The following is a 22,813-nucleotide window of genomic DNA, read 5'->3' on the forward strand; positions in this document are numbered from 1 at the left end:
GGCCCTGCCCGCGGTACCCCCCACCCAACCCCCAGCCGTCCCCGGGGGCGGGCGCCCGCCGGGCGGGCGGCGCGGCGCGCGCGCCCGCCCGCCCCCCCCCCCCCGCCCCCGTACCTCTCCCCCGTACGGGCCGCGTCCGCCGCGCCCCTACCGCTTCACTGCTTCGGCTTCGGCCGCCACACCACCAGCGCGCTGGTCTGCTGCACGTCCTGGTAGGGCACCAGATCGCGACGGTAGGAGGCGTGCACCTGGGCCTCGCGCTGCTGCATGGCCACCGCCGCGCCGTCCACCGCCGCCGAGAGTTCGGCGACGCGCTGCTGGAGCGCGGTCACCTGGTTCTCCAGCTCGATGATCCGCTTGATGCCCGCGAGGTTGATGCCCTCGTCCTGCGACAACTGCTGCACCGTGCGCAGCAGTTCGATGTCGCGGGCGGAGTAGCGCCGGCCGCGCCCGGCCGTACGGTCCGGGGAGACCAGGCCGAGACGGTCGTACTGGCGCAGCGTCTGCGGGTGCAGCCCCGACAGCTGGGCCGCGATCGAGATCACGTACACCGGTGTCTCGTCGGTCAGCTGGTACGGATTGCGTCGACGGCCGTCCATCTCATGCTCCCTTCGCAGCCTGGAACAGTTCCGCCCGCGGGTCCTCGTCCGCGGTCGCCTCGCGGTAGGCGTCCAGGGCGTCCCTGGCCTCCTCGCCGAGGGAGGTGGGGACCGCCACCTCCACGGTGACCAGCAGGTCGCCGCGGGAGCCGTCCTTGCGCACCGCTCCCTTGCCCCGGGCGCGCATCGTACGCCCGTTGGGGGTGCCGGCGGGAAGCTTCAGGGTGACCGGGGGGCCGCCGAGGGTGGGGACCTTCACCTCGCCGCCGAGCGTCGCCTCCACGAAGGTGACGGGCACGGTGACCGTGAGGTTGTCGCCCTTGCGGCCGAAGACCGGGTGGGCGCCGACGTGGACGACCACGTACAGATCGCCCGCCGGACCACCGCGCTCGCCCGGACCGCCCTTGCCGCGCAGCCGGATCCGCTGGCCGTCGGAGACGCCCGCGGGGATGCGCACCTGCATGGTCCGGGCCGACTTCGCCCGGCCGCTGCCCTTGCACACCTCGCAGGGGTCCTGGGCGATGAGGCCCCGGCCCTTGCAGTCGACGCAGGGGTCGGTGAGCGAGAAGCCGCCGCCGCTGCCGCGCGAGACCTGGCCGGTGCCGACGCAGGTCGGGCAGACCCTGGGGGTGCCGTTCTTGTCGCCGGTGCCGGAGCACGCCTTGCAGGGCGCCTGGCTGGACATCCGCAGCGGGACCGTGGCCCCGTCGACCGCCTCGGTGAAGCTGAGCGTCACCTCGGACTCGATGTCCTGGCCGCGCCGCGGCTGGACGCGGGTGCCCGCGCCGCCCCGGTTGAACAGCCCGCCGAAGACGTCGCCGAGACCGCCCCCGCCGCCGAAGCCGCCGCCCGCGCCGCCCTGGGTGCCGCCCGGTGCGCCGCCGCCAAAGAGGTCGCCCAGGTCGAAGTTGAAGTTGCCGCCCGCACCACCGGGGCCGGGGCGGAAGCCGCCGTTGCCGAAGAGGGCGCGCGCCTCGTCGTACTCCTTGCGCCGCTTGGCGTCACCGAGGACGTCGTTCGCCTCGGAGATCTCCTTGAAGCGCTCCTCCGCCTTGGTGTCGCCCTTGTTGGCGTCGGGGTGGTTCTCCCGGGCGAGCTTGCGGTACGCCTTCTTGATCTCGGCGTCGGTGGCGTCCTTGGGGACGCCGAGGACCTTGTAGTAGTCCTTCTCGACGAAGTCCTTCGTGCTCATCGACGTCCCTCCTTCCGGACGATCGGCCGAGCGGCCGGCCCGTGGGCCGGCCGCCGGGCCGGTCGGTGTGCGCCGTGGTGGCCGGACGGATCACCGTCAGGCCTCCTCGGTGCCACCGCTCTCCTCGTCGTCTGCCTTCTTCTCTTCCTTCGCCGCGGCGGGCGTGGCGCCCGGCTGCGGCTCGGCCACGGCCACCCGCGCGGGGCGGATGGTGCGTTCGCCGATGCGATACCCCGGCTGAAGGATCGCCACGCAGGTCGTCTCGGTGACGTCCGGCGCGTAGCTGTGCATCAGGGCCTCGTGGATCGTCGGGTCGAAGGGCTCGCCCTCCTTGCCGAACTGCTGGAGGCCCAGCTTCGCGACGACGGTCTCCATCGACTCGGCCACCGACTTGAAGCCGCCGACCAGCTCGCCGTGTTCCCGCGCGCGGCCGACGTCGTCGAGGACGGGAAGCAGCTCGGACAGGAGGTTCGCCACGGCGATCTCCTTGACCGTGACCCGGTCCCGCTCGACGCGGCGGCGGTAGTTCTGGTACTCGGCCTGGAGCCGCTGGAGGTCCGCGGTGCGCTCGCCGAGCGCCGTGCGGGCCTGGTCCAGCTGGGCCGTCAGACCGACGGTCGGGTCGGTGTCCCCGGCCGGGGCCGCCGCCTCCTCCTCGGAGGGGTCGGCGGCCTTCGGCTCGGCGTCATCAGGGGTGGCGCCGGAGGGGACGTCGGGCTTCTCCTCGAAGCCCGGAGTCTCCTCGGTCACGCCGCACCGCCCTTGGTGTCCTTGGTGTCCTTCTCGTCGTCCACGATCTCGGCGTCGACGACGTCGTCGTCGGCCTTGCCCTGGGCGTCGCCCGGAGCCTCGGCGCCCGGCGTCGCACCCTCGGCCTGGGCGTTGGCGTACATCGCCTGGCCCAGCTTCTGGGAGACGGCGGCGACCTTCTCGGTGGCCGTACGGATCTCGGCGGTGTCCTCGCCCTTGAGCTTCTCCTTCAGCTCGCCGACGGCGGTCTCCACCTCGGTCTTGACGTCCGCGGGGACCTTGTCCTCGTTGTCCTTGAGGAACTTCTCCGTCTGGTAGACGAGCTGCTCGCCCTGGTTGCGCGACTCGGCGGCCTCGCGGCGGGCGTGGTCCTCCTCCGCGTACTTCTCGGCCTCCTCACGCATCCGGTTGACCTCGTCCTTCGGCAGCGAGGAGCCGCCGGTGACGGTCATCTTCTGCTCCTTGCCGGTGCCGAGGTCCTTGGCGGCGACGTGCATGATGCCGTTGGCGTCGATGTCGAAGGCGACCTCGATCTGCGGCACCCCGCGCGGGGCCGGCGGCAGACCGGTCAGCTCGAACATCCCGAGCTTCTTGTTGTACGCCGCGATCTCGCGCTCGCCCTGGTAGACCTGGATCTGGACGGACGGCTGGTTGTCCTCGGCCGTCGTGAAGATCTCGGAGCGCTTGGTCGGGATCGTGGTGTTGCGCTCGATCAGCTTGGTCATGATGCCGCCCTTGGTCTCGATGCCGAGGGACAGCGGGGTGACGTCGAGGAGCAGGACGTCCTTGACCTCGCCCTTGAGGACACCGGCCTGGAGCGAGGCGCCGATGGCGACGACCTCGTCCGGGTTCACACCCTTGTTGGCCTCCTGGCCACCGGTCAGCTCCTTGACGAGCTCGGCGACGGCGGGCATACGGGTGGAGCCACCGACGAGAACGACGTGGTCGATCTCGGAGAGCTGGATGCCCGCGTCCTTGATGACGTTGTGGAACGGGGTCTTGCAGCGGTCCAGCAGGTCCGAGGTCAGCTGCTGGAACTGCGAGCGCGTGAGCTTCTCGTCCAGGTGCAGCGGGCCCTCGGCGGACGCCGTGATGTAGGGCAGGTTGATCGTGGTCTCGGTCGAGGACGACAGCTCGATCTTCGCCTTCTCCGCGGCCTCGCGGAGACGCTGGAGAGCCATCTTGTCCTTGGACAGGTCCACGCCGTGCCCGTTGGCGAACTGCTTCACCAGGTAGTCGACGACGCGCTGGTCCCAGTCGTCACCACCGAGGTGGTTGTCGCCGTTGGTGGCCTTCACCTCGACGACGCCGTCACCGATCTCCAGGAGGGACACGTCGAAGGTGCCGCCACCGAGGTCGAAGACGAGGATCGTCTGGTCGTCCTTGTCCAAGCCGTACGCCAGGGCGGCGGCGGTCGGCTCATTGACGATGCGCAGGACGTTGAGGCCCGCGATCTCACCGGCCTCCTTGGTCGCCTGACGCTCGGAGTCGTTGAAGTACGCCGGGACGGTGATGACCGCGTCGGTCACCTTCTCGCCCAGGTACGACTCGGCGTCGCGCTTCAGCTTCTGCAGGATGAAGGCGCTCATCTGCTGCGGGTTGAAGCTCTTGCCGTCGAGGTCGATCTTCCAGTCCGTGCCCATGTGGCGCTTGACGGAGCGGATGGTCCTGTCGACGTTGGTGACCGCCTGGCGCTTGGCGACCTCGCCGACGAGCACCTCGCCGTTCTTGGCGAAGGCGACGACGGACGGCGTGGTCCTGGCGCCTTCGGCGTTGGTGATGACGGTGGGCTCGCCGCCTTCCAGAACGCTGACGACGGAGTTAGTCGTGCCCAGGTCGATGCCGACCGCACGTGCCATTTCAATTCCTCCAACTGACTACTTGAGCGGATCTGACTCAAGAATGCACGACACCGCTCCCCGAGTCAACAGACCTGAGTCGAGCAGACTCAACTTAAGTGCTTATACGGAACACATCCGCGCTGGTGCGAGCCTCACGCGGGCGCTCCCCGGGCACCACATGGACGCACCGGCACACGCCACGCCCCCCACATCCCGCGCACACCACCCGCCCCACCGTCCCATCGTGGGATCGTTCTGTCACAAAATGCCGCGAGACGGTCACACCGTCCGCGAACGGCGGTTTCACCGTGGATCGTCACACCATCGACCCTCGAACCCCGGGTGGGCGCGCGATGCAGAACGCGAGGAAGCGGCGCGTACGACAGAGCAGACAGCGGAAGAACGAGAAGGCGAAGCGGAGGGACCAGACCCTGCAGAGCCCCCGGAGCACACCGGCCCCGGTCCCCCCGCAGCCCGCACCACCGGCCACGCACGCGGACACGTCCGCAGGTACGGCTGTACCCACCAACGCATCCCTGGGTACGGCCGCGCATGCGAACTCGGCCCCGGGCGCGGACTCGTCCCTGGGCGCGGGCGCAGGCGCGACCGCAGCCACACCCCCAGCGGCCGCCCCGCCGTCGCAGCCGCCGCCACCCCAGGTGCCACCGCGCCGGCGGCATACCTCCGCGCGCCGTCCGGCGAACCCGGGCACCACCCGCGGCCACTTCCCCTCCCGCCCCGCCGCCCGCCTCACCGGCCTGACGGACCGGGCCGAGCGCCTGGCGGACCGCGTCACGCCGCGGGTGACGGCGGAACGGCTGCTGGACCTGGCCCTCGGCACCGTCCTGCTGGCGCTGACCGCCCCCGCCGTGGCCCTCGCCGCCCTAGCCCTGACCGCCCGGCGCACTCCGGGCGGCGCCTGGGACCACCGCCCCCGCAGCGGCCTGGACGGCAGGGTCTTCGCACTCCGCAGCCTGCGCACCCGCAGGCTGCGGCTCGACCTGTTCTCCCGGCTCCCCCACGTCGTACGGGGCGACCTCGCCCTCGTCGGCCCCGCCCCGCTGGCCCCGGGCGACCCCCGGGCGGCGCACCCCGGGGCGCGGCGGTGGCGGCAGGAGCTGCGGCCCGGACTGACCGGCCTGGCGCAGGTGCGGGCCCGCTCGAACCTGCCCTGGGACGACCCCGCCCTGCTCGACCAGCACTACGCGGAGCACCATGGAGTAGCGCTGAACCTGGCGATTCTGGCGGAAGCCGTACGCAGCACCCTGCGGGCGGCCCTCCCGAGGACCCGTCCGGCCGACGCGCGGACCGAGGCACGACCAAGGCACACCTGAGCGACACAGATCACCGCCCACCCGGCTACAGCGGGGTGGGCTCAGTGGATAGTGTCAGCACAGACCATAAAAGTTACTGCTTAGTAGTAGTGGGCAGTCGTACGTCACTGGATCCCGCTCTCGCAGGCCCGAGGAGCCCTACTCATGCAACTCGCCGCGATCATCGTGTCGCTGGTGCTGACGGTCGTCGGCGTTGCGCTCATCTGCCGAGCCGTCGCGCAGATCTACCGCTTCGTCCGTCTCGGACAGCCGGTACCCGCAGGCAGCCGCACCGACGACCCCAAGCAGCGGACGATCACCCTGGTCAAGGAGTTCCTCGGCCACACCCGGATGAACCGGTGGGGCATCGTCGGCTTCGCCCACTGGTTCGTCGCCATCGGCTTCCTGACCCTGCCGCCGACCCTGGCCCAGGCGTACGGGCAGCTCTTCCAGGCCGACTGGGTGCTGCCGGTCATCGGCGGCTTCCTGCCGTTCGAGATGTACATCGAGTTCATCGGCCTGATGACGGTCGTGGGCATCCTGATCCTGATGGCGATCCGGCTGCTCAGCCTGCCCTCCCGGGCGGGCCGCAAGTCCCGGTTCGCGGGCTCGAAGGCCTGGCAGGCGTACTTCGTCGAGTACGTCATCCTCACCATCGGCCTGGCGATTCTCGTACTGCGCGGCCTGGAAGGCGCGATCCACCACGTCGACAGCTACGACGCCGCCTACTTCGTGTCGTACCCGCTGGTCCTGGCGTTCAAGGGCCTGTCGCTGTCCACGCTCCAGACGCTGATCTACTTCACCGCGATGGTCAAGATCGGCACCTCGCTGATCTGGATGATCACGGTCTCGCTCAACACCAACATGGGCGTCGCCTGGCACCGGTTCCTCGGCTTCCCGAACATCTGGTTCAAGCGGAACGCGGACGGCGAGGTCGCGCTCGGCGCGCTCCAGCCGATGACGACGGGCGGCAAGGAGATCGACTGGGAGGACCCGGCCGAGGACGCGGTCTTCGGCGTCTCCCAGGTCGAGCAGTTCTCCTGGAAGGGCATCCTCGACTTCTCCACCTGCACCGAGTGCGGCCGCTGCCAGTCGCAGTGCCCCGCCTGGAACACCGGCAAGCCGCTCTCGCCGAAGCTCCTGATCATGTCGCTGCGCGACCACGCCCACGCCAAGGCGCCCTACCTGCTCGCGGGCGGCGGCAAGACGATGGAGGGTGAGGAGAAGGCCGGCGAGGAGCAGCTGAAGGACGTGCCCGCGGCCGCCCTGGCCGAGGCCGAGCGCCCGCTGATCGGCACGGCCGAGGAGAACGGCGTCATCGACCCGGACGTCCTGTGGTCCTGCACCACCTGCGGCGCCTGCGTCGAGCAGTGCCCGGTGGACATCGAGCACATCGACCACATCGTCGACATGCGCCGCTACCAGGTCATGATCGAGTCCGCGTTCCCGTCCGAGGCGGGCACGATGCTCAAGAACCTGGAGAAGAAGGGCAACCCCTGGGGTCTGGCCAAGAAGGCCCGCGTGGAGTGGACCAAGGAGGTCGACTTCGAGGTCCCGATCGTCGGCAAGGACGTCGAGGACCTCACCGAGGTCGACTACCTGTACTGGGTCGGCTGCGCGGGCGCCCTGGAGGACCGGGCCAAGAAGACCACCAAGGCCTTCGCGGAGCTGCTGCACATCGCGGGCGTCAAGTTCGCGATCATGGGCGGCGACGAGAAGTGCACCGGCGACTCCGCCCGCCGCCTGGGCAACGAACCGCTGTTCCAGCAGCTCGGCCAGGAGAACGTGGCCATGCTGAACATGGCGTACGGCGAGTCCTTCGACGAAGAGGGCAACGTCGAGCCGGAGACGAAGAAGCCCAAGTCGTCGAAGAAGATCGTCGCGACCTGCCCGCACTGCTTCAACACGATCGCCAACGAGTACCCGCAGCTCGGCGGCGAGTACGAGGTCATCCACCACACGCAGCTGCTCCAGCACCTCATCGACGAGGGCAGGCTGATCCCGGTGACCCCGGTCGAGGGCCTGATCACCTACCACGACCCGTGCTACCTGGGCCGTCACAACAAGATCTACACCCCGCCGCGCGAGATCATCGCGAAGGTCCCGGGCCTGCGGAACGAGGAGATGCACCGCCACAAGGAGCGCGGCTTCTGCTGCGGCGCCGGCGGCGCGCGGATGTGGATGGAGGAGCGGATCGGCAAGCGCGTCAACAACGAGCGCGTCGACGAGGCCCTCGCCCTCAACCCGGACATCGTCTCCACCGCCTGCCCGTTCTGCCTGGTCATGCTGACCGACTCGGTCAACAGCAAGAAGAACGACGGTCAGGCCAAGGAGTCCATCCAGGTCGTGGACGTCTCCCAGCTCCTCCTGGAGTCCGTGAAGACGCCCGTCGACCCGTCCGGGCAGCCGGACGGGGTGGACGCACCGGAGCCCGAACCGGCACAGTGACGTAACGCGCCAGCGCGATGAGCGGCCGGACCTGCCTCGGGGGCAGGACCGGCCGCTTCCGCGTGGTGGCGCCGGGCCCGGCCCGGCAATGACTTCCGGCCCGGTCCGGCTACGTATCCCCCGGGGGGGGCGGTCGCATGTGAGCCCGGCCATGTACGGGACGAGGCATCTGGAGCATCATGTGCCCGGGACCGCGGGCGTCGGACCAGCCCGAACCGGGCGGCCGGGAACCGCCGCCCCGGCCGAACCGGATCGCCCCCGCGGACACGGCAACCGGCAGACGGCAGAAAGCCGGGGCCAGGAGCCGAGGGCGAACCGGCAGACCGGCAGACCGGCAGAGCACCCACCGACGAACGAGGGCGGCCCGTGCGCACACGCAACACGCACCAGAAGAGACGGGCCACGGCCGCCGGTCCGACGCTCACCGCCCTCACCACCACGGCCTGCGCGGCCCTGCTCCTGACGCTCACGGCCTGCGGCACCAGCCCGCCCCCTTCCGGGCCCGCCGAGTCCCCCCGGCCCGCGGGTTCCTCAGGGTCCGCGGAGTCCGGCAAGTCCGCGGAGTCCGGCAGGTCCACCGATTCCGCCGGGCTCTCCGGCAAGAACGGTGACACCCCACCGGAAGCGCGAGCCGAGGCGCACGCTGAGTCCCCGGCCACGTCATCGGCTTATCCGGCGGGCACCCCCCGCATCCCCGTGCCCCGCGGCACCGGCAGCCGCGTCCCGTACGACTTCAACGGCGACGGCCACCGCGACCTGGTCATCGACGACCTGGTCAAGGCCCCGAAGGACAGCCACGGCGACGACGCGGGCATCGGCATCGTCTACGGCACCGCGGACCGCCCCCTGGACCCGGCCGCCCGGCAGCTGCTGAGCGCCCGCGCGAACGCGGCGAAGTCCGGCGACACGCTGCCCGTCGCGTTCGAGTCGGAGGCGGCCTGCGACCTGGACCGGGACGGGTTCACGGACCTGATCGTCTCCACCGACCCCCCGTACAACGGCGTCGGCGCCCCGCCCGTCCCTCTCCAGATCCTCTTCGGCTCGCCCGAGGGCCTGACCGGCACGGCGGTCACCCTTCGCATCCCGCATACGGCCCGATCCGGCACCGAGTGGCCCGAGCGGCCGGTGTGCGACGACTTCGACGGCGACGGCCGGAGCGACCTCGCGGTCACCGCGAGCGCGGGACAGGTCACGTTCCTGACCGGCCCCTTCACCCGCGCCGGGGCGTCGCGCGGCGCGGAACTGCTGCCCGGCGGCGGCCCGTACCTCTACGCCCCCGAACCCCGGGAGGACACCGACGGGGACGGCTACGACGACCTTGTCGCCGCCACCCGCCCGCATGAGCCCGGCCGGGCGGGCAGGGGCACCCTGCTGCTCGGCTCCGCGCGGGGCCCGGCGCGCGGGGGCGGCCCGTACACGTTCACGGCGGAGAGACTTCCCAGCGCGCCGCTGAACGCGACGGACCCGGCGGCCTACCCGAGCGACGCGCACACCACCCTTCTGGCGCACGGCGACTACGACGGCGACCGCAGGCCGGACACGGTGGTGCGGACATCCCGGGGAGAGCGGCAGGACCTGATCGCCCTCTACCCGGCCGGTAACACGAAGAGCCCATTGGCCGTCTTCTCCACGACGCTGTTCCTGCCCTGAACTCCCCCTGAGACCGGCCCTCCCACCCCGTCGACGGCCCCTAGGGGATGTCACAGCTAGGCAGCAATGGCGGGCAGGTTCCCCGGGCCCCCACCCCGCACCGCCGGGGACCAGGTACGTTCGACGGGTGGCTGGATTCAGGATCGGACGCGGCCGGGACAACCGCACCCCGCAACAACCGCAGCAGCAGCGGCAGCAGCCGTACGGAGGGCAGGCAGCACAGCCGCCGTACGGTGATCAGCCGTGGCCGCCGGCCGGAGACGGCCCCGGCAACGGCGCCGCACCACCGCCGTACGGAGCCCCGCAGGGCGCCCCGTACAACGCGGGCGGCTACACCCCGCAAGCCCAGGGCGGATACGGACACGGCGGGCAGGGCGGGCAGGGCGGGCAGGGCCACGGCGGCCATCACCACGGCGGCGGACACCACGGGGGTGGCGGACACGGCGAACCGGAGTACTTCGGCGACCCGTACGCGGACCCCGCGCCCCACGACCCGTACGCCAACAACCCGGGCCACACGCAGGCGTTCCGCGTCGACGAGGACCCGTACGGCGACGGCAACACCTACCGCGCCGGTCACGCTCCCGCCCAGCCGGCGGGCCCGCAGCTGCGCTGGAAGGAGCTGCTGACCGGCATCGTGACGCGTCCCGGCCCGACGTTCTGGCAGATGCGGGACTACCCGGTCTGGGGCCCGGCGCTGATCGTCACGTTCCTCTACGGCCTGCTCGCGATCTTCGGCTTCGACAAGGCCCGCGACGAGGCGATCAACGCGACGATCTCGACGGCCGTGCCGTACGTCCTGTTCACCGGCGTCGGCTTCGTCATCGGCGGCCTGGTCCTCGGCGCGGTGACCCACACCCTGGCCCGCCAGCTCGGCGGTACGGGCGCGTGGCAGCCGACGGTGGGCCTGTCGATGCTGATCATGTCGATCACGGACGCGCCGCGCCTGCTCTTCGCCGTCTTCCTGGGCGGCGAGAACTCCCTGGTCCAGATCCTGGGCTGGCTCACCTGGCTGGCGGCCGGGGCGCTGTTCACCTCGATGGTGAGCAAGTCGCACGACCTGCCCTGGCCGAAGGCGCTGGGGGCGTCGGCGATCCAGCTGATCGCGCTGCTGTCGATCATCAAGCTGGGCACGATCTGAGCGAAGCGGAAGGCCCCGGAGCGCCGGCGCGCTCCGGGGCCTTTCGGCTGCGACCAGGCAGAGGCGGGAAACCTGCCCCCGAGCAGGACCGCGACACCTGACCCGAGCAGGGGCGGAAGACCTGACCTAGGCGTCAAGGATCTGCCCGTCCCGCCGAACGACGGGCTTCTCGACGGACCAGGGGAAGTTGATCCACTGGTCGGTCTTCTTCCACACGTACTCGCACTTCACGAGGGAGTGGGACTTCTCGTAGATGACGGCGCTGCGGACCTCGGCGACGTGGTCGACGCAGAAGTCGTGGACCAGCTTGAGCGTCTTGCCGGTGTCGGCGACGTCGTCGGCGATCAGGACCTTCTTGTCGGAGAAGTCGATCACGTTGGGGACGGGCGCCAGCATGACCGGCATCTCCAGGGTCGTCCCGACGCCGGTGTAGAACTCCACGTTCACCAGGTGGATGTTCTTGCAGTCGAGGGCGTAGGCGAGCCCGCCCGCGACGAACACGCCGCCCCGGGCGATGCTGAGGACGACATCGGGCTCGTACCCGTCGTCGGCGACGGCCTGGGCCAGCTCGCGCACGGCGCGCCCGAAGCCCTCGTAGGTCAGGTTTTCCCGCACGTCACTCGCCATGGTTGATCACACCTGGGTCCGATGGAAGTTCTGGAAGGACCGCGAGGCCGTTGGCCCCCGCTGCCCCTGGTACCGCGACTCGTACCGCTCGGAGCCGTAGGGGAACTCGGCGGACGAGGTCAGCCTGAACAGACACAGCTGCCCGATCTTCATCCCAGGCCACAGCTTTATCGGCAGGGTCGCGAGGTTCGACAGCTCCAGGGTCACGTGACCGGAGAACCCGGGGTCGATGAACCCGGCCGTCGAGTGCGTCACCAGCCCGAGCCGCCCGAGCGAACTCTTGCCCTCCAGCCTCGAGGCCAGATCGTCGGGGAGCGAGATCACCTCGTACGTGGACGCCAGCACGAACTCGCCCGGGTGCAGGATGAACGCCTCGTCCCCCTCCGGCTCGACGGTCCGCGTCAGGTCGGGCTGCTCCACGGCGGGATCGATGTGCGGATACCGGTGGTTCTCGAACACCCGGAAGTAGCGGTCGAGCCGCACGTCGATGCTCGACGGCTGCACCATCGAAGGGTCGTACGGATCGATACGGACTCGCCCGGCGTCGATCTCGGCCCGGATGTCCTTGTCTGAGAGAAGCACGCCCCGAGGATACGCAGAACGCCCGACCCCACCCCAACCGGACCACCACGCACACGGCCCCAGCCCGCCATCGCTCAACGCGCCGACGGACCGTTCCGACCCCTGCCGCTCCTACCGCCGCCCTGCCTCCAGGGCGTCCCCGGATCCCCGCTCCAGCTACTCGAACTACTCCAGCTGCTCCGGCTGCTACCGCTTCTCGAACGCCACCGGCACGGCCTGCCGCAACCGGGCACACCGAGGACACCGGATCAACCGCCCCGGCCCGATCCGACCGGCCCCGAGCTGCTGCATCGGGAACGACGAGGTAGCGAAAACGTGCCCGTCGGCACAGCGGACGAGGGTGCGCTCCATCGACTGCATCAAGTCCCTTCCCCAATTCCATATGGACGAGAAAGCCACATTAGGGGATGAACAGGACGCCACACCGCACGGCACTCCGCCCACCCAACCTACGCCCCCAACTCCCGCCCCCCATACGGCACGCACGGCGAGGAGGCCCCGCGGCACATTCGCCGGGGGCCTGACATGGGGTAGAGTGATGAGCGGTGCAGCGCCGGTGATCATCGGCACGCTTCGCGGGTGTAGTTTAATGGTAGAACATGAGCTTCCCAAGCTCAGAGCGCGAGTTCGATTCTCGTCACCCGCTCCACGACTAAGGCCCAGGTCATCGACCCGGGCCTTGTTTGTTGTCTGGACCACTTCAGGCGTCGCGCACCAGATCCGCACCAGAAGGCTTGTCCTTGGCCTTCGCGCGGTCGGCGCGCACGAGATCGTCCAGGCCGCCGGCCACTTCCTGCTGACGCTCAAGGTCGGAGTGCTGGTAGATCATCGCGGCCTTCTCCGAGGACTGCCCGGCCCGGACCATCGTGTCCTTGAGGGTGGCCCCGGATCGGGTGGCGAGCGTGTGCCCCGTGTGCCGGAGGTCGTAGAAGCGGAAGCCGTCCGGCATCCCAACGGCCACACGGGCCTTGCGCCACTTCCGCCCGAAAGTCGACCGGCGGAACGGCTTGCCCTTCTCCCCCACGAACAGCAGCCCATCCGGTCCCTTCTCGGCGTACCAGTCCAGGTGACGTCGGAGGTCGGTCCGGAGAAAGGCCGGCAGAACCACGACGCGCTTACCCGCTTCCGACTTGGTGTCGCCGGGAGCGCGGCGGCCGGTGGTCAGCTCCGGGGCAGCCATGCGCACGCGGATGGTCATCTGGTCCAGGTCCACATCCCTGCGTCGCAGCTCGGCCTGTTCCTCCGGCCTCATAGGTCCGTACGCGCCAAGGAAGACCATCAGCCGCCACCGAGGGCCGAGGGCATTGGCGAGCGCGTCGACCTGGGCGACAGTGGCGATCTGGCGTTCGGCGGACGACTCCTTCCCGGCGCCCTTGATACGGCATGGGTTGCGCCGGATCAGCTCGTCATCGACCGCGGTTTCCATAATGGCCTTGAGCAGCCGGTACGACTTGGCCACGGTCGTGGCGGCCCCGGTCGACGAGAGCCGTTCGGTCCGCCAGGTACGGACACGGGGCGCAGTGATCTCGTCCAGGTCCAGGTCCTCGAAGGTGGGCAGGACATGAAGCCGTAGGAGCCGCCGGTACAGCTCGTCGGTCGTCGCGGAGAGACCGCGCTCATCGACCCACTGGAGGGCGTACTCCTTGAAGTTCACCGCCCCGGCATCCGGGTCCTGCCAGTTGCCACGGGTGAGGTCCGCCTCGACCTGGGAGAGCCACACCTCGGCGTCCTTCTTCGTCTCGAAGGTCTCGGGCGCACGGAACTCCTGTCCGTCCGGGCCCCGGTAGCTCGCGGTCCAGCGGCCGGACCGGTACTGACGCACGGCACCGAAGCGCCGGCGGCTTCCCTTCGCGTTCCCCATCAGGCGGCCCTCCCGTAGCGCGAGCGGCGGCGGATGGGCTGGACGGTGTTGCCCTCGATGTAGGCCGCCAGGACGCTCTCCTTTATGCGTACGTGGCTGCCGACCTTGACGAAGGCGATGCGGCGTTCGGCGATGAGGCGGCGCGGGAAGCGGGCGGTGGTGCCGAGGCGTTCGGCGGCTTGGTCGACGGTGAGCAGGGGGTCAGTCACGACCGTTCTCCTTCCATGACGAGGGCTTCGCGGGCGGTTTCTCGGTTGAGCTGCAGGTCTCTGGCGATCGAGGCGGCGAGGACGGATTCGCCGGGGCCGTGGCCCTGTCCGACGTACTGCCAGTCGGTGAGGACGAGGACGGTCGGGTCTTGGTCGGGGTCGGGCAGGCCGAGTTCTTCGCGCTGCTGGGCGGCTCGGTAGTCCGCGCGGACCTGACGGAGCGCGCCGAGGGTGGTCGAGTAGCGGCGGGACTTGGAGGAGAAGTGGCCGCGGAAGCCGAGCATGTGGGCCCAGGCCCGTAGTCGCCGGTCTGGGTAGAGCGGATCGAGGTCGAAGCAGGCTTCGATGAGGCGGCGCGGGTGGTCGGGTACGTCGAGGAGGACCAGAGCCTCGCGGTTGCCGATGCGGCGGTCGACGGTGCCGGTCGTCTCGGCGGCCTTGGTGGCGTACTTGGCGACGTAGGAGGCGACGGCCTGTTCGGTGATGTCGGTCCCGGCGTCGAAGGCGCGGATGGGCCGGATGTCGAGCTGGGTGCCCCAGCGGAGCGGGCGGGCAGGTTGGCCGGCGGCGGCCGGGACGGTGATGGTCGTATAGGCGTGCGCGGCGGCGGCGCGGATCGCGTCGCTGAGCAGCTGCACCGAGGCCCAGGAGGGCGGCGGGCTATCAGCTCCGTCCGGTCCATCGAGGCGGACCACGGCATGGAAGTGGACGGCCCCGCGCTTCTGGAACTCGGCGACCTTGCCGTACGAGACCCGTGCCACTTCCTTGAGTTCGCGTTGGGTGAGCCCGGCGCGGGCAGCGATCTCGCGGCGGAGCCGGTTGGAGAAGCGCTGCCACAGATTCCCGGCGTGGTTGTTGAAGAGGACCGCTCCCGCGTAGTCGTACGTGTCGGGGTCGAGCGGCGTGCCGAGGGCGTGGTCCTCCTGGGCGTGAGCCGTGCCGCAACGACACCGGCCCGTGTCAGGCCGGTTGTGGACCGGGCCGAACGAGGGGGCGGTGAGCGTGGCGAAGACGCGCGGATGGTCGCGGACGGTGGCGGGGACGTCCTTGTCCTGGTCGCCCGCGAGCCCGGCGCGGATCAGGTGGTAGGTGTCGGCGGAGTAGGTCCAGGCGCAGGCCGGGCAGCGGGAGGCACGGCGGTTGCCGCAGGCGACGCGGAGCCGTCCGCCGGGCTCGGTGCTGGTCGAGTAGCGGTGCAGGGCCTCGCCGGTGGCCCTGTCCTTGGTGAGCGTTCAGCCGGACAGGTGGATGGGGTTGGAGCAGCCACCGGTACGGCGGACCTGGTCCCGCCAGCGGTCGAAGCCGGTGGACCCGGCCACCCGCAGCAGATCGCCGAGGGTGGCCGGGTCGAGGCCCGCGAGGGTCGCGGTGTCCGTCACGCGTGCTCCCGCTGGACGACCGGGGCGGGGACGGCGCGGGTCGAGCCGGTGCCCCGGCAGCGGCGGCAGGTGACCTTGAGGGTGGCGCGGGTGCCGTCGTCCAGGAGTGTCCCGGTGTCGATGGCGACGGCGGGGAAGCCGTCGCAGTCCGGGCAGATGCGCGTCCGGGCAGGGGTGTGCTGGGCCATGATGGTGGTCCTTTCGATTGCGGTTGGAAGGGGCCGGACCGTCCGGACGGCGGCGATGCTTGGCGGCTTGTGCGCCGTCCGGAGGCCGGTCAGAGCTGGATCAGTGCGAGAACGGCCGGGTCCCGCGTCGGCCGGTCGAACCCTTGGCCGCGTACATGGCGGAGTCAGCCGCAGCGAGCGCGTCGGAGAGGCTGCGGACCGGCAGGTCCGTGAGGCGGCAGGAGCCGACCGAGACGGAGACCGGGAGCCGGTGCCCCGCGTGGGTGACGGGCTGGCGCAGGAGGTGGTGGAGGCTGTCGAGGTCCGGGGCCTGGCGGGCGATGGCGACGAACTCGTCTCCGCCGAGGCGTCCGGCGATGCCGTGGCGGCCGCCCCAGGTGGTGAGGCGATCGGCGGTGACGGCCAAGGCGACGTCCCCGGCTGCGTGGCCGTGGGTGTCGTTGAGGTTCTTGAAGTCGTCGAGGTCGAGCAGCAGGACGACGGCGTCCCGGTGCCGGCGGATGACGCGTTCGGCGAGGACGGTCCATCCGGCGCGGGTGCGCAGGCCGGTGAGCGGGTCCCGGCGGGCGGTGGCGAGCCGGTGGGTGAGCAGAGCGGTGTGGGAGGCCCAGCCGATGAGCGGTAATGCGAGGGCGAGCGCTTGCGTGTCCACGGTTCTCCTTCGATGCGGTTGGAAGGGGTTGTGTGGGCCGTCCGGGCGGCAGCGATGCTTGGCGGCTTGTGGCACCGCCCGGAGGCCGGTCAGCGGTTCAGTTCCTGGCGGAGGATGCGTACGAGGACCAGGAGCACGACACCGCTGACGGACAGAGCGAGCGCGGTGATGGCGACGGCGAGGAGCATCGAAGTCACGACCGCACCGACCGCGAGGGTTCCGGTGATGGCGACCACGGGGTTGGCGCGGACGGCGTCGACCACTCCGGACCGGGTGGGCGCGACGGCGGGGGCCGACTGGTGGAAGCGCTCGATCGGGGCTGCAGCCGAGACGGCGTTGGGGCTCGCGGTGGTGAAGGTGTGGGTATCAGACTGCGGGTACTTGGGCGTGAGCACGGTGGTTCTCCCTTCTGGGCTGGCTACTTGGCGAAGCTGTCGATGGCGGGTGCGAGGAAGCTGTCCGCGAGGAGGTAGCCGCCGAAGAGGAGGACGGCGACCAGCCACAGCGGCGGGCGGATGAGCTTGATGCCGAGAGCGCCGACGGCGACCAGGGCGAGCCAGAGCGGAACGTCCATGACGGTGATCTCCTCCGTGATCAGCGGGCATTGCAGCGGTGGGTGCGGGCGGCCAGTTCGGCCGAAGGGCGGTTCAGGTAGTCGGCGGACCAGTCGCAGCCGGGGGCCGTGCAGGCGGCGGCGTGGGCGTCGCGGCCGTGGCGGTCGCGGTGGGTGCCGATCTGGACGGGACCGATGCGGTCGACGTCCCAGAAGCGGGTGCGGGCCATGGAGTCACCTCCTTCAAGCGAGTTGGGCGGCGATGGCGTCGGCCATCGGGGCGGGGACTCCCAGGCGGGAGCGGAGGGTGTCCCGGTCGATTGCGTGGCCCGTCGCGGCCTGGTGGCTGTCGGCGAGCTTGCGGGCATGGGCGATGAGAGCCGGAGGCACGGGCGGAACTGCCGGGAGAGCGGGCGCGGTGGTGGTCGGGTCGATGGCTTCCAGCTCCGGTTGCGCCGGTTCGGGCGGGGCGGGCAGGTCGCGCACGGGCGCCGGGCGGTCGGGCTGGTCGCGCCCTTCATCGGCTTCATCCGGAACCGGGGCCACTTCGTCCTGCTGCGACATCGGGACCGGCGAGTGGGCCAGGAGCGTTCCGCCGAGGAAGGCGAGTGCCGGCCAACCAGCGACGAGGATGCGGAGCCAGTCGGGCACGTCCGCCAGGTCGAGCAGTCCGGCGGTGGCGACGTTCGCCCCGAGCGAGGCAGCGAGGGCGACGGTGAACCAGACCCATGCGGCCTGCCGGGGCGCGTCGGTGTTCCGCAGGGTGCGGAGCCGGTGCCAGGAGGCGACGAGGAGCAAGTCCACGGAGACCGGGTAAGCCCACGCCTTCCAGCCGCTCTGCCCGGCGGCCTGGGCCAAATCATGGAGGTGGGAGAAGGACAGTGCACCGGCGATCACGGCTTGGACGAGTACGGCGTCCAGGCGGAGCGATGACCGCATGGCAGGCCCTCCCTTCGGGATCGGGGGCGGAGGTGGTCAGCCCTTGTCGGGGACCAGGGCGTACGAGACGGGCGTGCTCTGCGGGCGGAAGGCGGCGAGGCCGGGAAGGTCCGGGGTGAGCTGGGCGTGCTCGGCACAGGCGGCAACGGCCTGGTCGAGGGTGAGCAGCGGGCTCCGGACGATGGACCAGCCCCCAGAGGAGTCACCGGCAATCGCTGTCCCGCGCTGGTCGGGACCGATCGCGGTGGCGGCCATGACAGCCAGCGGACTGATGTCGCCGAGGGCCATCTTGGCGGTGGTCTCGTCGTTGACCCGGTGCGAGATCCGGCCGGTGAGCTGAGCACGGAGAGCCGTTGCACCCTTGCCGAGTTCGGCCCCGAAGCGCTGCCCGCAGATTTCGAGGTAGATACCGGCGGCGCGGCCGAGCTGGGCGATGCGCACGAGCTGGGTGACCATCCGATCCCGGCGCTTCTCGTCGGCAGCGGTCGACGCGAGGAAGAGTTCCGCCACCTCGTCTACGAACAGCACCAGCGGCACCGGTCGCAGATCCTCGGGAAGGCCCCAGATATCCGAGCTGATTCCCTCGGGCCCGGTGCCGGGAGCGAACTGCTGGATCGTCCGGATCAGCTCGTACCGGTCGGTCATCTCGGACACCAAGGCGTCGAGCAGGTCCGCGGCTTCCTCAGGAGTACAGGCGAGAGCGGACAAGCGACGGGAGAACGGCGCGAGCTCCACTCCCCATTTGCAGTCGATGCCGACGAGGGCGACCGGCTGCGGAGCGAGTCCGGCGATGAGCCCGCGAAGGTAGACGGACTTGCCTGACTCCGTTGCACCCATGACGAGTTCGTGGGCGATGGCCCGGTAGTCCCGGAAGTGCGGGAGTCCGTCAGCGCGGAGAGCGACGGGGACGCGCAGCAGCTCAGGCGAACCCGTCTCCGGCATCACGACCCGCCGGAGGACGTCGTATCCGATGACCCGGAGCTGAAGCCACCCAGGCCGCAGGGGCGACATGTGCACCGCGTACGCCCGCCAGGAGTGGCGGAGCCGTTCGCCCGCCGTCTCGAAGTCCCTGACCTCCTGGCCGGGGCGCATTCGAATGCGCAGTACGAGCCCGTTGGCGTTGATCCGGACTCGTGTGATCCGGGTCAGCATCCGAGCAGGTGTCCGTCGCGTCGCCGCAGCGATTGTCAGCCGGAGCCGGGAGGGCGGCTCGTCCAACCCACAGGACTCCATCACCGAGCGGTACGTGACCGCGATGCGGAGGAGCTTGGCCGGGGCGGCGAAGACGACCCAGAACCACGCGGGCCGAAGGCGGCGCAGGACCAGCAGGCCCACGGCTATGACCGCTAATGCACCCAGCGCGGCAATGTGTCCGCCGGTCATCGCTCAGCCCGCCAGCGAGGTGAGGGCGGCAGCGCGGAAGGAGATCCCGTGCTTCTTCTGGCCGTTGAACTCGTTCTCCCACGGCTTGGCGATCAGGCCGGTGACGGCCACGGGGGTACCGGTCGCCAGCTCGCCGGAGATGTCGTCCTCCACCACGACGACGGAGACCACCTCCGCCATCCCGTGGCCGACGAAGAGGATGCCGACGGTCATCAGCGATTTGCCGGTCTCGACGTCGACGGCGATCTGACCGGTCTTCCGGTCCTTGAGCTTCGGCTGCGGGGGCTGGGCGGTCAGCATCGTCATGCCGGACATGTCGACGGGGATCACGCGCACAGAGATCACTCCTCTAGAAGTGCTTGACTCCGTCACTCATGTATATGAGTGACATGAAGAAGAGTGCACCACTCCTATACATGAGTCAACCCGCCGCAAAGAAGAAGTCGCAGCGGGTTGAGGTGAGTTGAGCCCGTGTCAGTCGGCGGCGGGGATGCGGTAGCTGAAAACGAACTGGTCAGCGGCCATGAGTGTGTCGCAGACCTCGACCACGCGACCCTCCTCGGTGACGGCGTCGCGGATGAGGTGAACGACCGGAGCACCGGGGCTCAACGCCAACTCCGAGGATTCCGCCTTGGAGGCCGGCCGAGCCTGGAGCGTCTCGACGAACTCCGCGAAGACGTGGCCGTCGTCCTCCAGCCGGGCGTAGATCCCACCGGGGCCGGGGTTCTCGGAGAAGAGCTCCGGGATGTCCTTCACGACGTCCCACGGCAGGTACGACGTGGCAGTCTCCACCGGAGTCCCGTTCCGGAAGTAGAGGCGGCGGCGGGCCAGCACCTTGTCCCCGACATCGACGCCGAGGCGTTCAGCGATGTCGTCGGGGGCATCTGCGGGGCCGATGAACAGGACACTGACCTTGGCGGTCGCCCCGGCCTGCTCGGACTCGGCGAGGTAGGCGGCTTTCCCGCCCTTACGATGCGAGCGCCGGAACCGGTCCGAGGACCGATGACGCACGGGGGGCCGGGCCTTCACCAAGGAGCCCTTGCCGTGCCGCGTCTCCACCAGGCCGCTCGCGCGGACTTCCACCATGGCCTTGCGGATCGTTCCGCCGGCGACGCCGTAGCGGTCGACCAACTCGGACTCGCTCGGCACCATGTCACCCGGCTTGAGGACACCGGCCCGGATCTGCTGAACGATCTCGTCGGCGATCTGAACGTATCGAGGTACGGACTTGCCACCTCCTACTGCTGTTCCCATCGTCCTACTCACTCTCCTATGCTCCTGTACATGAGTAACAGCGCCCAAGAAGCCCCGTCAACGCCGAAGCACAGTGTGTCCGTGGCGGGGGCGGTGGTGCGCGAGGACGGACGGCTCCTGGCGATCCGCAGGGCGGACAACGGGAAGTGGGAGCTGCCGGGCGGGGTGTTGGAACTGGAGGAGTCCCCGGAGGAGGGGGTCAGCCGCGAGGTCTGGGAAGAGACCGGCATCCACGTCGAGGTCACCCAACTCACGGGCGTCTACAAGAACACCAGCCGCGGCGTCGTCGCCATGGTTTTCCGGTGCAAGCCTTCCGGGGGCACGGAGCGCACGTCCGACGAGTCGATCGCAGTCGAGTGGCTCACCCCGGAACAGATCACCGAGCGCATGTCCGAGGTCTACGCGATCCGCCTGCTGGACGCCCTCGATGAGGCAGGCCCCCACGTCCGGAGCCACGACGGCAAGCACCTGCTCCCAGCGCGGTAGAACTTTCCCTACTTCATCAAGGCGACTCGCTCCGCTCGCCGCGCGCTCCCCGGCTCACCGCCGGGGCCTGACGCTCCTGCCTTCGGCCCGCTCTGGCCCCGGCTACGCCGGTCGCGCGGCTGGAGCGAGCACCATGGTGGGGAAGAAACCCGCTGTGGCCGGGGCGGTCGGCTCCACGGCTTTAGCCACCTCCCCGGTTCGGGTCCCGCGTCGAGCAAGACCAGGGGGCCACTCGTTCAAATTCCGGGCAGGATCACAGCCTGCCCGAGTTGCCGGCCAGCGTACGGCCCCCTGATCATGCTCGACCCCAAACCGGGCAGGACACCGGCCAAAGCCGCTCCGCCGACCTCTTACCAGCGCGCCGTCCCATCAACTGCCAACCTCTGAGGAGGCAAGGCCGTCGATCTCCGCGTCATCCGTCGTGGGATCCCAAAGCTCACGTGGCGCCGTAACGTGGGTAATCCCCAAGGTTCGACCATAAGGGAAGGCCTTATCACGGGAAACGAAGTAATCTGCCTTCATCCGAACCGCCGTTGCCAGGTGAGTGGCGTCAGGCCCTCTGAGCTTATATTCCGAGGCCAATTGGCGCACTTCCCTACCTATGAGTATGTCGACCTCGACCCATTGAATATCCAGCCGGTCGAGGTACTCATTAACGACCTGATCGCGCGCAACCGCATCAACGTCTCCCTTGTGACCATTCAGTTCGACGAGAAGGAGGGTTGAAGCGACGAGTTGAATGTCTCCGCGATACGCCGCACGGAGAACCTTGTAAGAAGCAGGCCAAAGACCTCTTTCCTTCTTAATTACGTTGAAAAAGATGTCAGCGTCAACGTAAACCAAAGGTTCAGGCACTTCTCACCTGCTTCAGGTAATCGGCGGTACTCAGATCGCCAGTCATATCTGGGTTAACGCCCAGGATTTGGGCAGGATCCATCTGCCTCAGATGACCAGGGAGGACATCAAGGCCCGTCATCTGCAACGAAACCGCCTGCCCCTCTGAGTTCCTCTGAAGAATTCCGGACGCTACGACCCGTCGCCCCCAGGCCTCCCGCAGCATCTCACTGTGATCGCTGTGAGCTACAACTCGGACGGCGTGACGCGTACGGGGGTCACGAATTAGAGCACGTGGCGAACTACCTTTGCTATGACTAAGAACATCCAAAGTTCCCGTCACGCTAGAGAAGGCACTCTTCGCCGGCAGGACTGCGCGTAGTGCATTCTTTACCGTGTCCTCATCAACAACGGCAGCGTGACGCTCCCCGCTGAGGCTGGCTACTGCGACGCTTTCTACTCCCCCACCGCTAATATGCTTTCCAATGTGCCCCACTCGACCGACAGTGCGCTCACTAAAGAAAGGGGGAATTCGCGGACTCTCCGCAAGCATTTCCACACCATCAACAAATCCATGTAGAGGCGTCGAAATAGATCGCGGAGAACGCTTCGCCGGAACAATAGAGGGGACCAGGACGATTCGCACTTCCCGGTCCATGGTGAGATCATCGATAGCCCATTTGAGGCGTGGACTGCGAACCGGCAAGGCCGTACGGTCGACCTCTTCCAAGGACATTCTGACTTCACCCAGGATTTGGGTGTAAGTCTTCAGATCGAGGCGAGTTGACGTCGGAGCAATACGCACTTCCAGCGCACTATCGTCACGTACAGCAGTAGTCACAGCTACACCCCTTTCCAGTGGCTAGGTCCATAGTGGCACCGAGGTGTGACAGGCGCCTGAGCTGAGCGGCTGCTGTCTGGGGCTGACGCTA

23 protein-coding genes, 1 tRNA gene and 1 pseudogene are annotated in these 22,813 nt (G+C 69.4%); 6 read left to right on the top strand and 19 right to left on the bottom strand.

Features of this window, described 5'->3' with window-relative positions:
* Positions 1-155: 155 nt before the first annotated feature.
* The 4 genes from ACIRRU_RS12555 to dnaK all read right to left on the bottom strand — a co-directional run bounded on the left by ACIRRU_RS12555 (position 156) and on the right by dnaK (position 4,400).
* Complete coding sequence (locus ACIRRU_RS12555) at positions 156-599, bottom strand: heat shock protein transcriptional repressor HspR (protein ID WP_384335911.1); 444 nt, start codon at positions 597-599, stop codon at positions 156-158.
* 1 nt (position 600) lies between these two features.
* Entirely contained in the window at positions 601-1,791 is a 1,191-nt protein-coding gene (gene dnaJ, locus ACIRRU_RS12560; protein ID WP_403679150.1) for a molecular chaperone DnaJ, read from the bottom strand.
* 96 nt (positions 1,792-1,887) lie between these two features.
* A complete protein-coding gene (gene grpE, locus ACIRRU_RS12565; protein WP_363203147.1) occupies positions 1,888-2,541 on the bottom strand; it encodes a nucleotide exchange factor GrpE in 654 nt (217 codons plus the stop codon).
* Positions 2,538-4,400 (bottom strand): molecular chaperone DnaK, encoded by a 1,863-nt coding sequence (gene dnaK / locus ACIRRU_RS12570; RefSeq protein WP_363203146.1) that lies wholly within the window; start codon positions 4,398-4,400, stop codon positions 2,538-2,540. The genes grpE and dnaK overlap by 4 nt, the downstream gene beginning before the upstream one ends.
* A 641-nt stretch (positions 4,401-5,041) precedes the next feature.
* Here dnaK and ACIRRU_RS12575 point away from each other — a divergent pair.
* From ACIRRU_RS12575 to ACIRRU_RS12590, 4 genes are all read left to right on the top strand, one after another.
* Positions 5,042-5,716 carry a sugar transferase gene (locus ACIRRU_RS12575; protein WP_403679152.1) on the top strand — a complete coding sequence of 225 codons (675 nt, stop codon included), beginning with the start codon at positions 5,042-5,044 and terminating at the stop codon, positions 5,714-5,716.
* Positions 5,717-5,860: 144 nt separating this feature from the next.
* Positions 5,861-8,143, top strand: coding sequence for a heterodisulfide reductase-related iron-sulfur binding cluster (locus ACIRRU_RS12580; RefSeq protein ID WP_403679154.1), 2,283 nt, complete (start codon positions 5,861-5,863; stop codon positions 8,141-8,143).
* 366 nt (positions 8,144-8,509) lie between these two features.
* Positions 8,510-9,793, top strand: a complete 1,284-nt coding sequence (locus tag ACIRRU_RS12585) for a VCBS repeat-containing protein (RefSeq protein ID WP_403679156.1) — start codon at positions 8,510-8,512, stop codon at positions 9,791-9,793.
* A gap of 127 nt (positions 9,794-9,920) precedes the next feature.
* Positions 9,921-10,934 carry a Yip1 family protein gene (locus tag ACIRRU_RS12590; RefSeq protein ID WP_403679158.1) on the top strand — a complete coding sequence of 338 codons (1,014 nt, stop codon included), beginning with the start codon at positions 9,921-9,923 and terminating at the stop codon, positions 10,932-10,934.
* A gap of 126 nt (positions 10,935-11,060) precedes the next feature.
* Here the strand turns inward: ACIRRU_RS12590 and ACIRRU_RS12595 are convergent, their stop codons facing one another.
* Positions 11,061-11,561, bottom strand: a complete 501-nt coding sequence (locus ACIRRU_RS12595) for a phosphoribosyltransferase (RefSeq protein WP_403679160.1) — start codon at positions 11,559-11,561, stop codon at positions 11,061-11,063.
* A gap of 6 nt (positions 11,562-11,567) precedes the next feature.
* On the bottom strand, positions 11,568-12,143 hold the full coding sequence (gene dcd / locus ACIRRU_RS12600) for a dCTP deaminase (RefSeq protein WP_018514096.1): 576 nt from the start codon (positions 12,141-12,143) through the stop codon (positions 11,568-11,570).
* 575 nt (positions 12,144-12,718) lie between these two features.
* Between dcd and ACIRRU_RS12605 the strand changes: the two genes are divergently transcribed.
* Positions 12,719-12,792 (top strand) — tRNA-Gly (locus ACIRRU_RS12605).
* 51 nt (positions 12,793-12,843) lie between these two features.
* Here the strand turns inward: ACIRRU_RS12605 and ACIRRU_RS12610 are convergent.
* The 12 genes and pseudogenes from ACIRRU_RS12610 to ACIRRU_RS12665 all read right to left on the bottom strand — a co-directional run bounded on the left by ACIRRU_RS12610 (position 12,844) and on the right by ACIRRU_RS12665 (position 20,561).
* A complete protein-coding gene (locus ACIRRU_RS12610; protein WP_403679163.1) occupies positions 12,844-14,004 on the bottom strand; it encodes a tyrosine-type recombinase/integrase in 1,161 nt (386 codons plus the stop codon).
* Positions 14,004-14,213, bottom strand: coding sequence for an excisionase family DNA-binding protein (locus ACIRRU_RS12615; protein WP_403679165.1), 210 nt, complete (start codon positions 14,211-14,213; stop codon positions 14,004-14,006). Before ACIRRU_RS12615 ends, ACIRRU_RS12610 begins: the two co-directional genes overlap by 1 nt.
* Positions 14,210-15,592: pseudogene (gene repSA / locus ACIRRU_RS12620) on the bottom strand (replication initiator protein RepSA). Before repSA ends, ACIRRU_RS12615 begins: the two are co-directional and overlap by 4 nt.
* The gene (locus ACIRRU_RS12625; RefSeq protein ID WP_403679167.1) at positions 15,589-15,780 is read right to left on the bottom strand and encodes a hypothetical protein; all 192 of its coding nucleotides are present in this window, start codon (positions 15,778-15,780) and stop codon (positions 15,589-15,591) included. Before ACIRRU_RS12625 ends, repSA begins: the two are co-directional and overlap by 4 nt.
* A 100-nt stretch (positions 15,781-15,880) precedes the next feature.
* Positions 15,881-16,432 carry a GGDEF domain-containing protein gene (locus ACIRRU_RS12630; RefSeq protein ID WP_403679169.1) on the bottom strand — a complete coding sequence of 184 codons (552 nt, stop codon included), beginning with the start codon at positions 16,430-16,432 and terminating at the stop codon, positions 15,881-15,883.
* An 89-nt stretch (positions 16,433-16,521) separates the two neighbouring features.
* A complete protein-coding gene (locus ACIRRU_RS12635; RefSeq protein ID WP_403679171.1) occupies positions 16,522-16,827 on the bottom strand; it encodes a hypothetical protein in 306 nt (101 codons plus the stop codon).
* A 23-nt stretch (positions 16,828-16,850) separates the two neighbouring features.
* Complete coding sequence (locus tag ACIRRU_RS12640; RefSeq protein WP_167398085.1) at positions 16,851-17,006, bottom strand: hypothetical protein; 156 nt, start codon at positions 17,004-17,006, stop codon at positions 16,851-16,853.
* A 20-nt stretch (positions 17,007-17,026) separates the two neighbouring features.
* A complete protein-coding gene (locus ACIRRU_RS12645; protein ID WP_055559756.1) occupies positions 17,027-17,215 on the bottom strand; it encodes a mobile element transfer protein in 189 nt (62 codons plus the stop codon).
* Positions 17,216-17,228: 13 nt separating this feature from the next.
* Positions 17,229-17,924: a DUF2637 domain-containing protein gene (locus ACIRRU_RS12650; RefSeq protein ID WP_403679174.1), complete on the bottom strand. Its 696-nt coding sequence runs from the start codon at positions 17,922-17,924 to the stop codon at positions 17,229-17,231.
* 36 nt (positions 17,925-17,960) lie between these two features.
* The gene (locus tag ACIRRU_RS12655) at positions 17,961-19,307 is read right to left on the bottom strand and encodes an FtsK/SpoIIIE domain-containing protein (RefSeq protein WP_403679176.1); all 1,347 of its coding nucleotides are present in this window, start codon (positions 19,305-19,307) and stop codon (positions 17,961-17,963) included.
* A gap of 3 nt (positions 19,308-19,310) precedes the next feature.
* Complete coding sequence (locus ACIRRU_RS12660) at positions 19,311-19,643, bottom strand: hypothetical protein (protein WP_403679178.1); 333 nt, start codon at positions 19,641-19,643, stop codon at positions 19,311-19,313.
* A 138-nt stretch (positions 19,644-19,781) separates the two neighbouring features.
* A complete protein-coding gene (locus tag ACIRRU_RS12665) occupies positions 19,782-20,561 on the bottom strand; it encodes a GntR family transcriptional regulator (protein ID WP_403679180.1) in 780 nt (259 codons plus the stop codon).
* An 18-nt stretch (positions 20,562-20,579) separates the two neighbouring features.
* Here ACIRRU_RS12665 and ACIRRU_RS12670 point away from each other — a divergent pair, with 18 nt between their 5' ends.
* Positions 20,580-21,047, top strand: a complete 468-nt coding sequence (locus ACIRRU_RS12670; protein WP_403679182.1) for an NUDIX hydrolase — start codon at positions 20,580-20,582, stop codon at positions 21,045-21,047.
* 369 nt (positions 21,048-21,416) lie between these two features.
* Here the strand turns inward: ACIRRU_RS12670 and ACIRRU_RS12675 are convergent, their stop codons facing one another.
* Entirely contained in the window at positions 21,417-21,902 is a 486-nt protein-coding gene (locus ACIRRU_RS12675; RefSeq protein ID WP_403679184.1) for a type II toxin-antitoxin system VapC family toxin, read from the bottom strand.
* Between the last annotated feature and the right edge of the window lie 911 nt (positions 21,903-22,813).

It is taken from the genome of Streptomyces sp. NPDC101181 (genome assembly GCF_044767975.1).
GTDB lineage: Bacteria > Actinomycetota > Actinomycetes > Streptomycetales > Streptomycetaceae > Streptomyces.

Bases quoted from the DNA above. Each gene is read 5' to 3' on its own strand.
- ACIRRU_RS12580 (WP_403679154.1), top strand. From the start codon at position 5,861: ATGCAACTCGCCGCGATCATCGTGTCGCTGGTGCTGACGGTCGTCGGC.
- ACIRRU_RS12625 (WP_403679167.1), bottom strand. From the start codon at position 15,780: ATGGCCCAGCACACCCCTGCCCGGACGCGCATCTGCCCGGACTGCGAC.
- ACIRRU_RS12640 (WP_167398085.1), bottom strand. From the start codon at position 17,006: ATGGACGTTCCGCTCTGGCTCGCCCTGGTCGCCGTCGGCGCTCTCGGC.
- ACIRRU_RS12555 (WP_384335911.1), bottom strand. From the start codon at position 599: ATGGACGGCCGTCGACGCAATCCGTACCAGCTGACCGACGAGACACCG.
- ACIRRU_RS12645 (WP_055559756.1), bottom strand. From the start codon at position 17,215: ATGGCCCGCACCCGCTTCTGGGACGTCGACCGCATCGGTCCCGTCCAG.
- ACIRRU_RS12665 (WP_403679180.1), bottom strand. From the start codon at position 20,561: ATGGGAACAGCAGTAGGAGGTGGCAAGTCCGTACCTCGATACGTTCAG.
- dnaK (WP_363203146.1), bottom strand. From the start codon at position 4,400: ATGGCACGTGCGGTCGGCATCGACCTGGGCACGACTAACTCCGTCGTC.
- ACIRRU_RS12670 (WP_403679182.1), top strand. From the start codon at position 20,580: ATGCTCCTGTACATGAGTAACAGCGCCCAAGAAGCCCCGTCAACGCCG.
- ACIRRU_RS12610 (WP_403679163.1), bottom strand. From the start codon at position 14,004: ATGGGGAACGCGAAGGGAAGCCGCCGGCGCTTCGGTGCCGTGCGTCAG.
- ACIRRU_RS12595 (WP_403679160.1), bottom strand. From the start codon at position 11,561: ATGGCGAGTGACGTGCGGGAAAACCTGACCTACGAGGGCTTCGGGCGC.
- ACIRRU_RS12655 (WP_403679176.1), bottom strand. From the start codon at position 19,307: ATGACCGGCGGACACATTGCCGCGCTGGGTGCATTAGCGGTCATAGCC.
- dnaJ (WP_403679150.1), bottom strand. From the start codon at position 1,791: ATGAGCACGAAGGACTTCGTCGAGAAGGACTACTACAAGGTCCTCGGC.
- ACIRRU_RS12650 (WP_403679174.1), bottom strand. From the start codon at position 17,924: ATGCGGTCATCGCTCCGCCTGGACGCCGTACTCGTCCAAGCCGTGATC.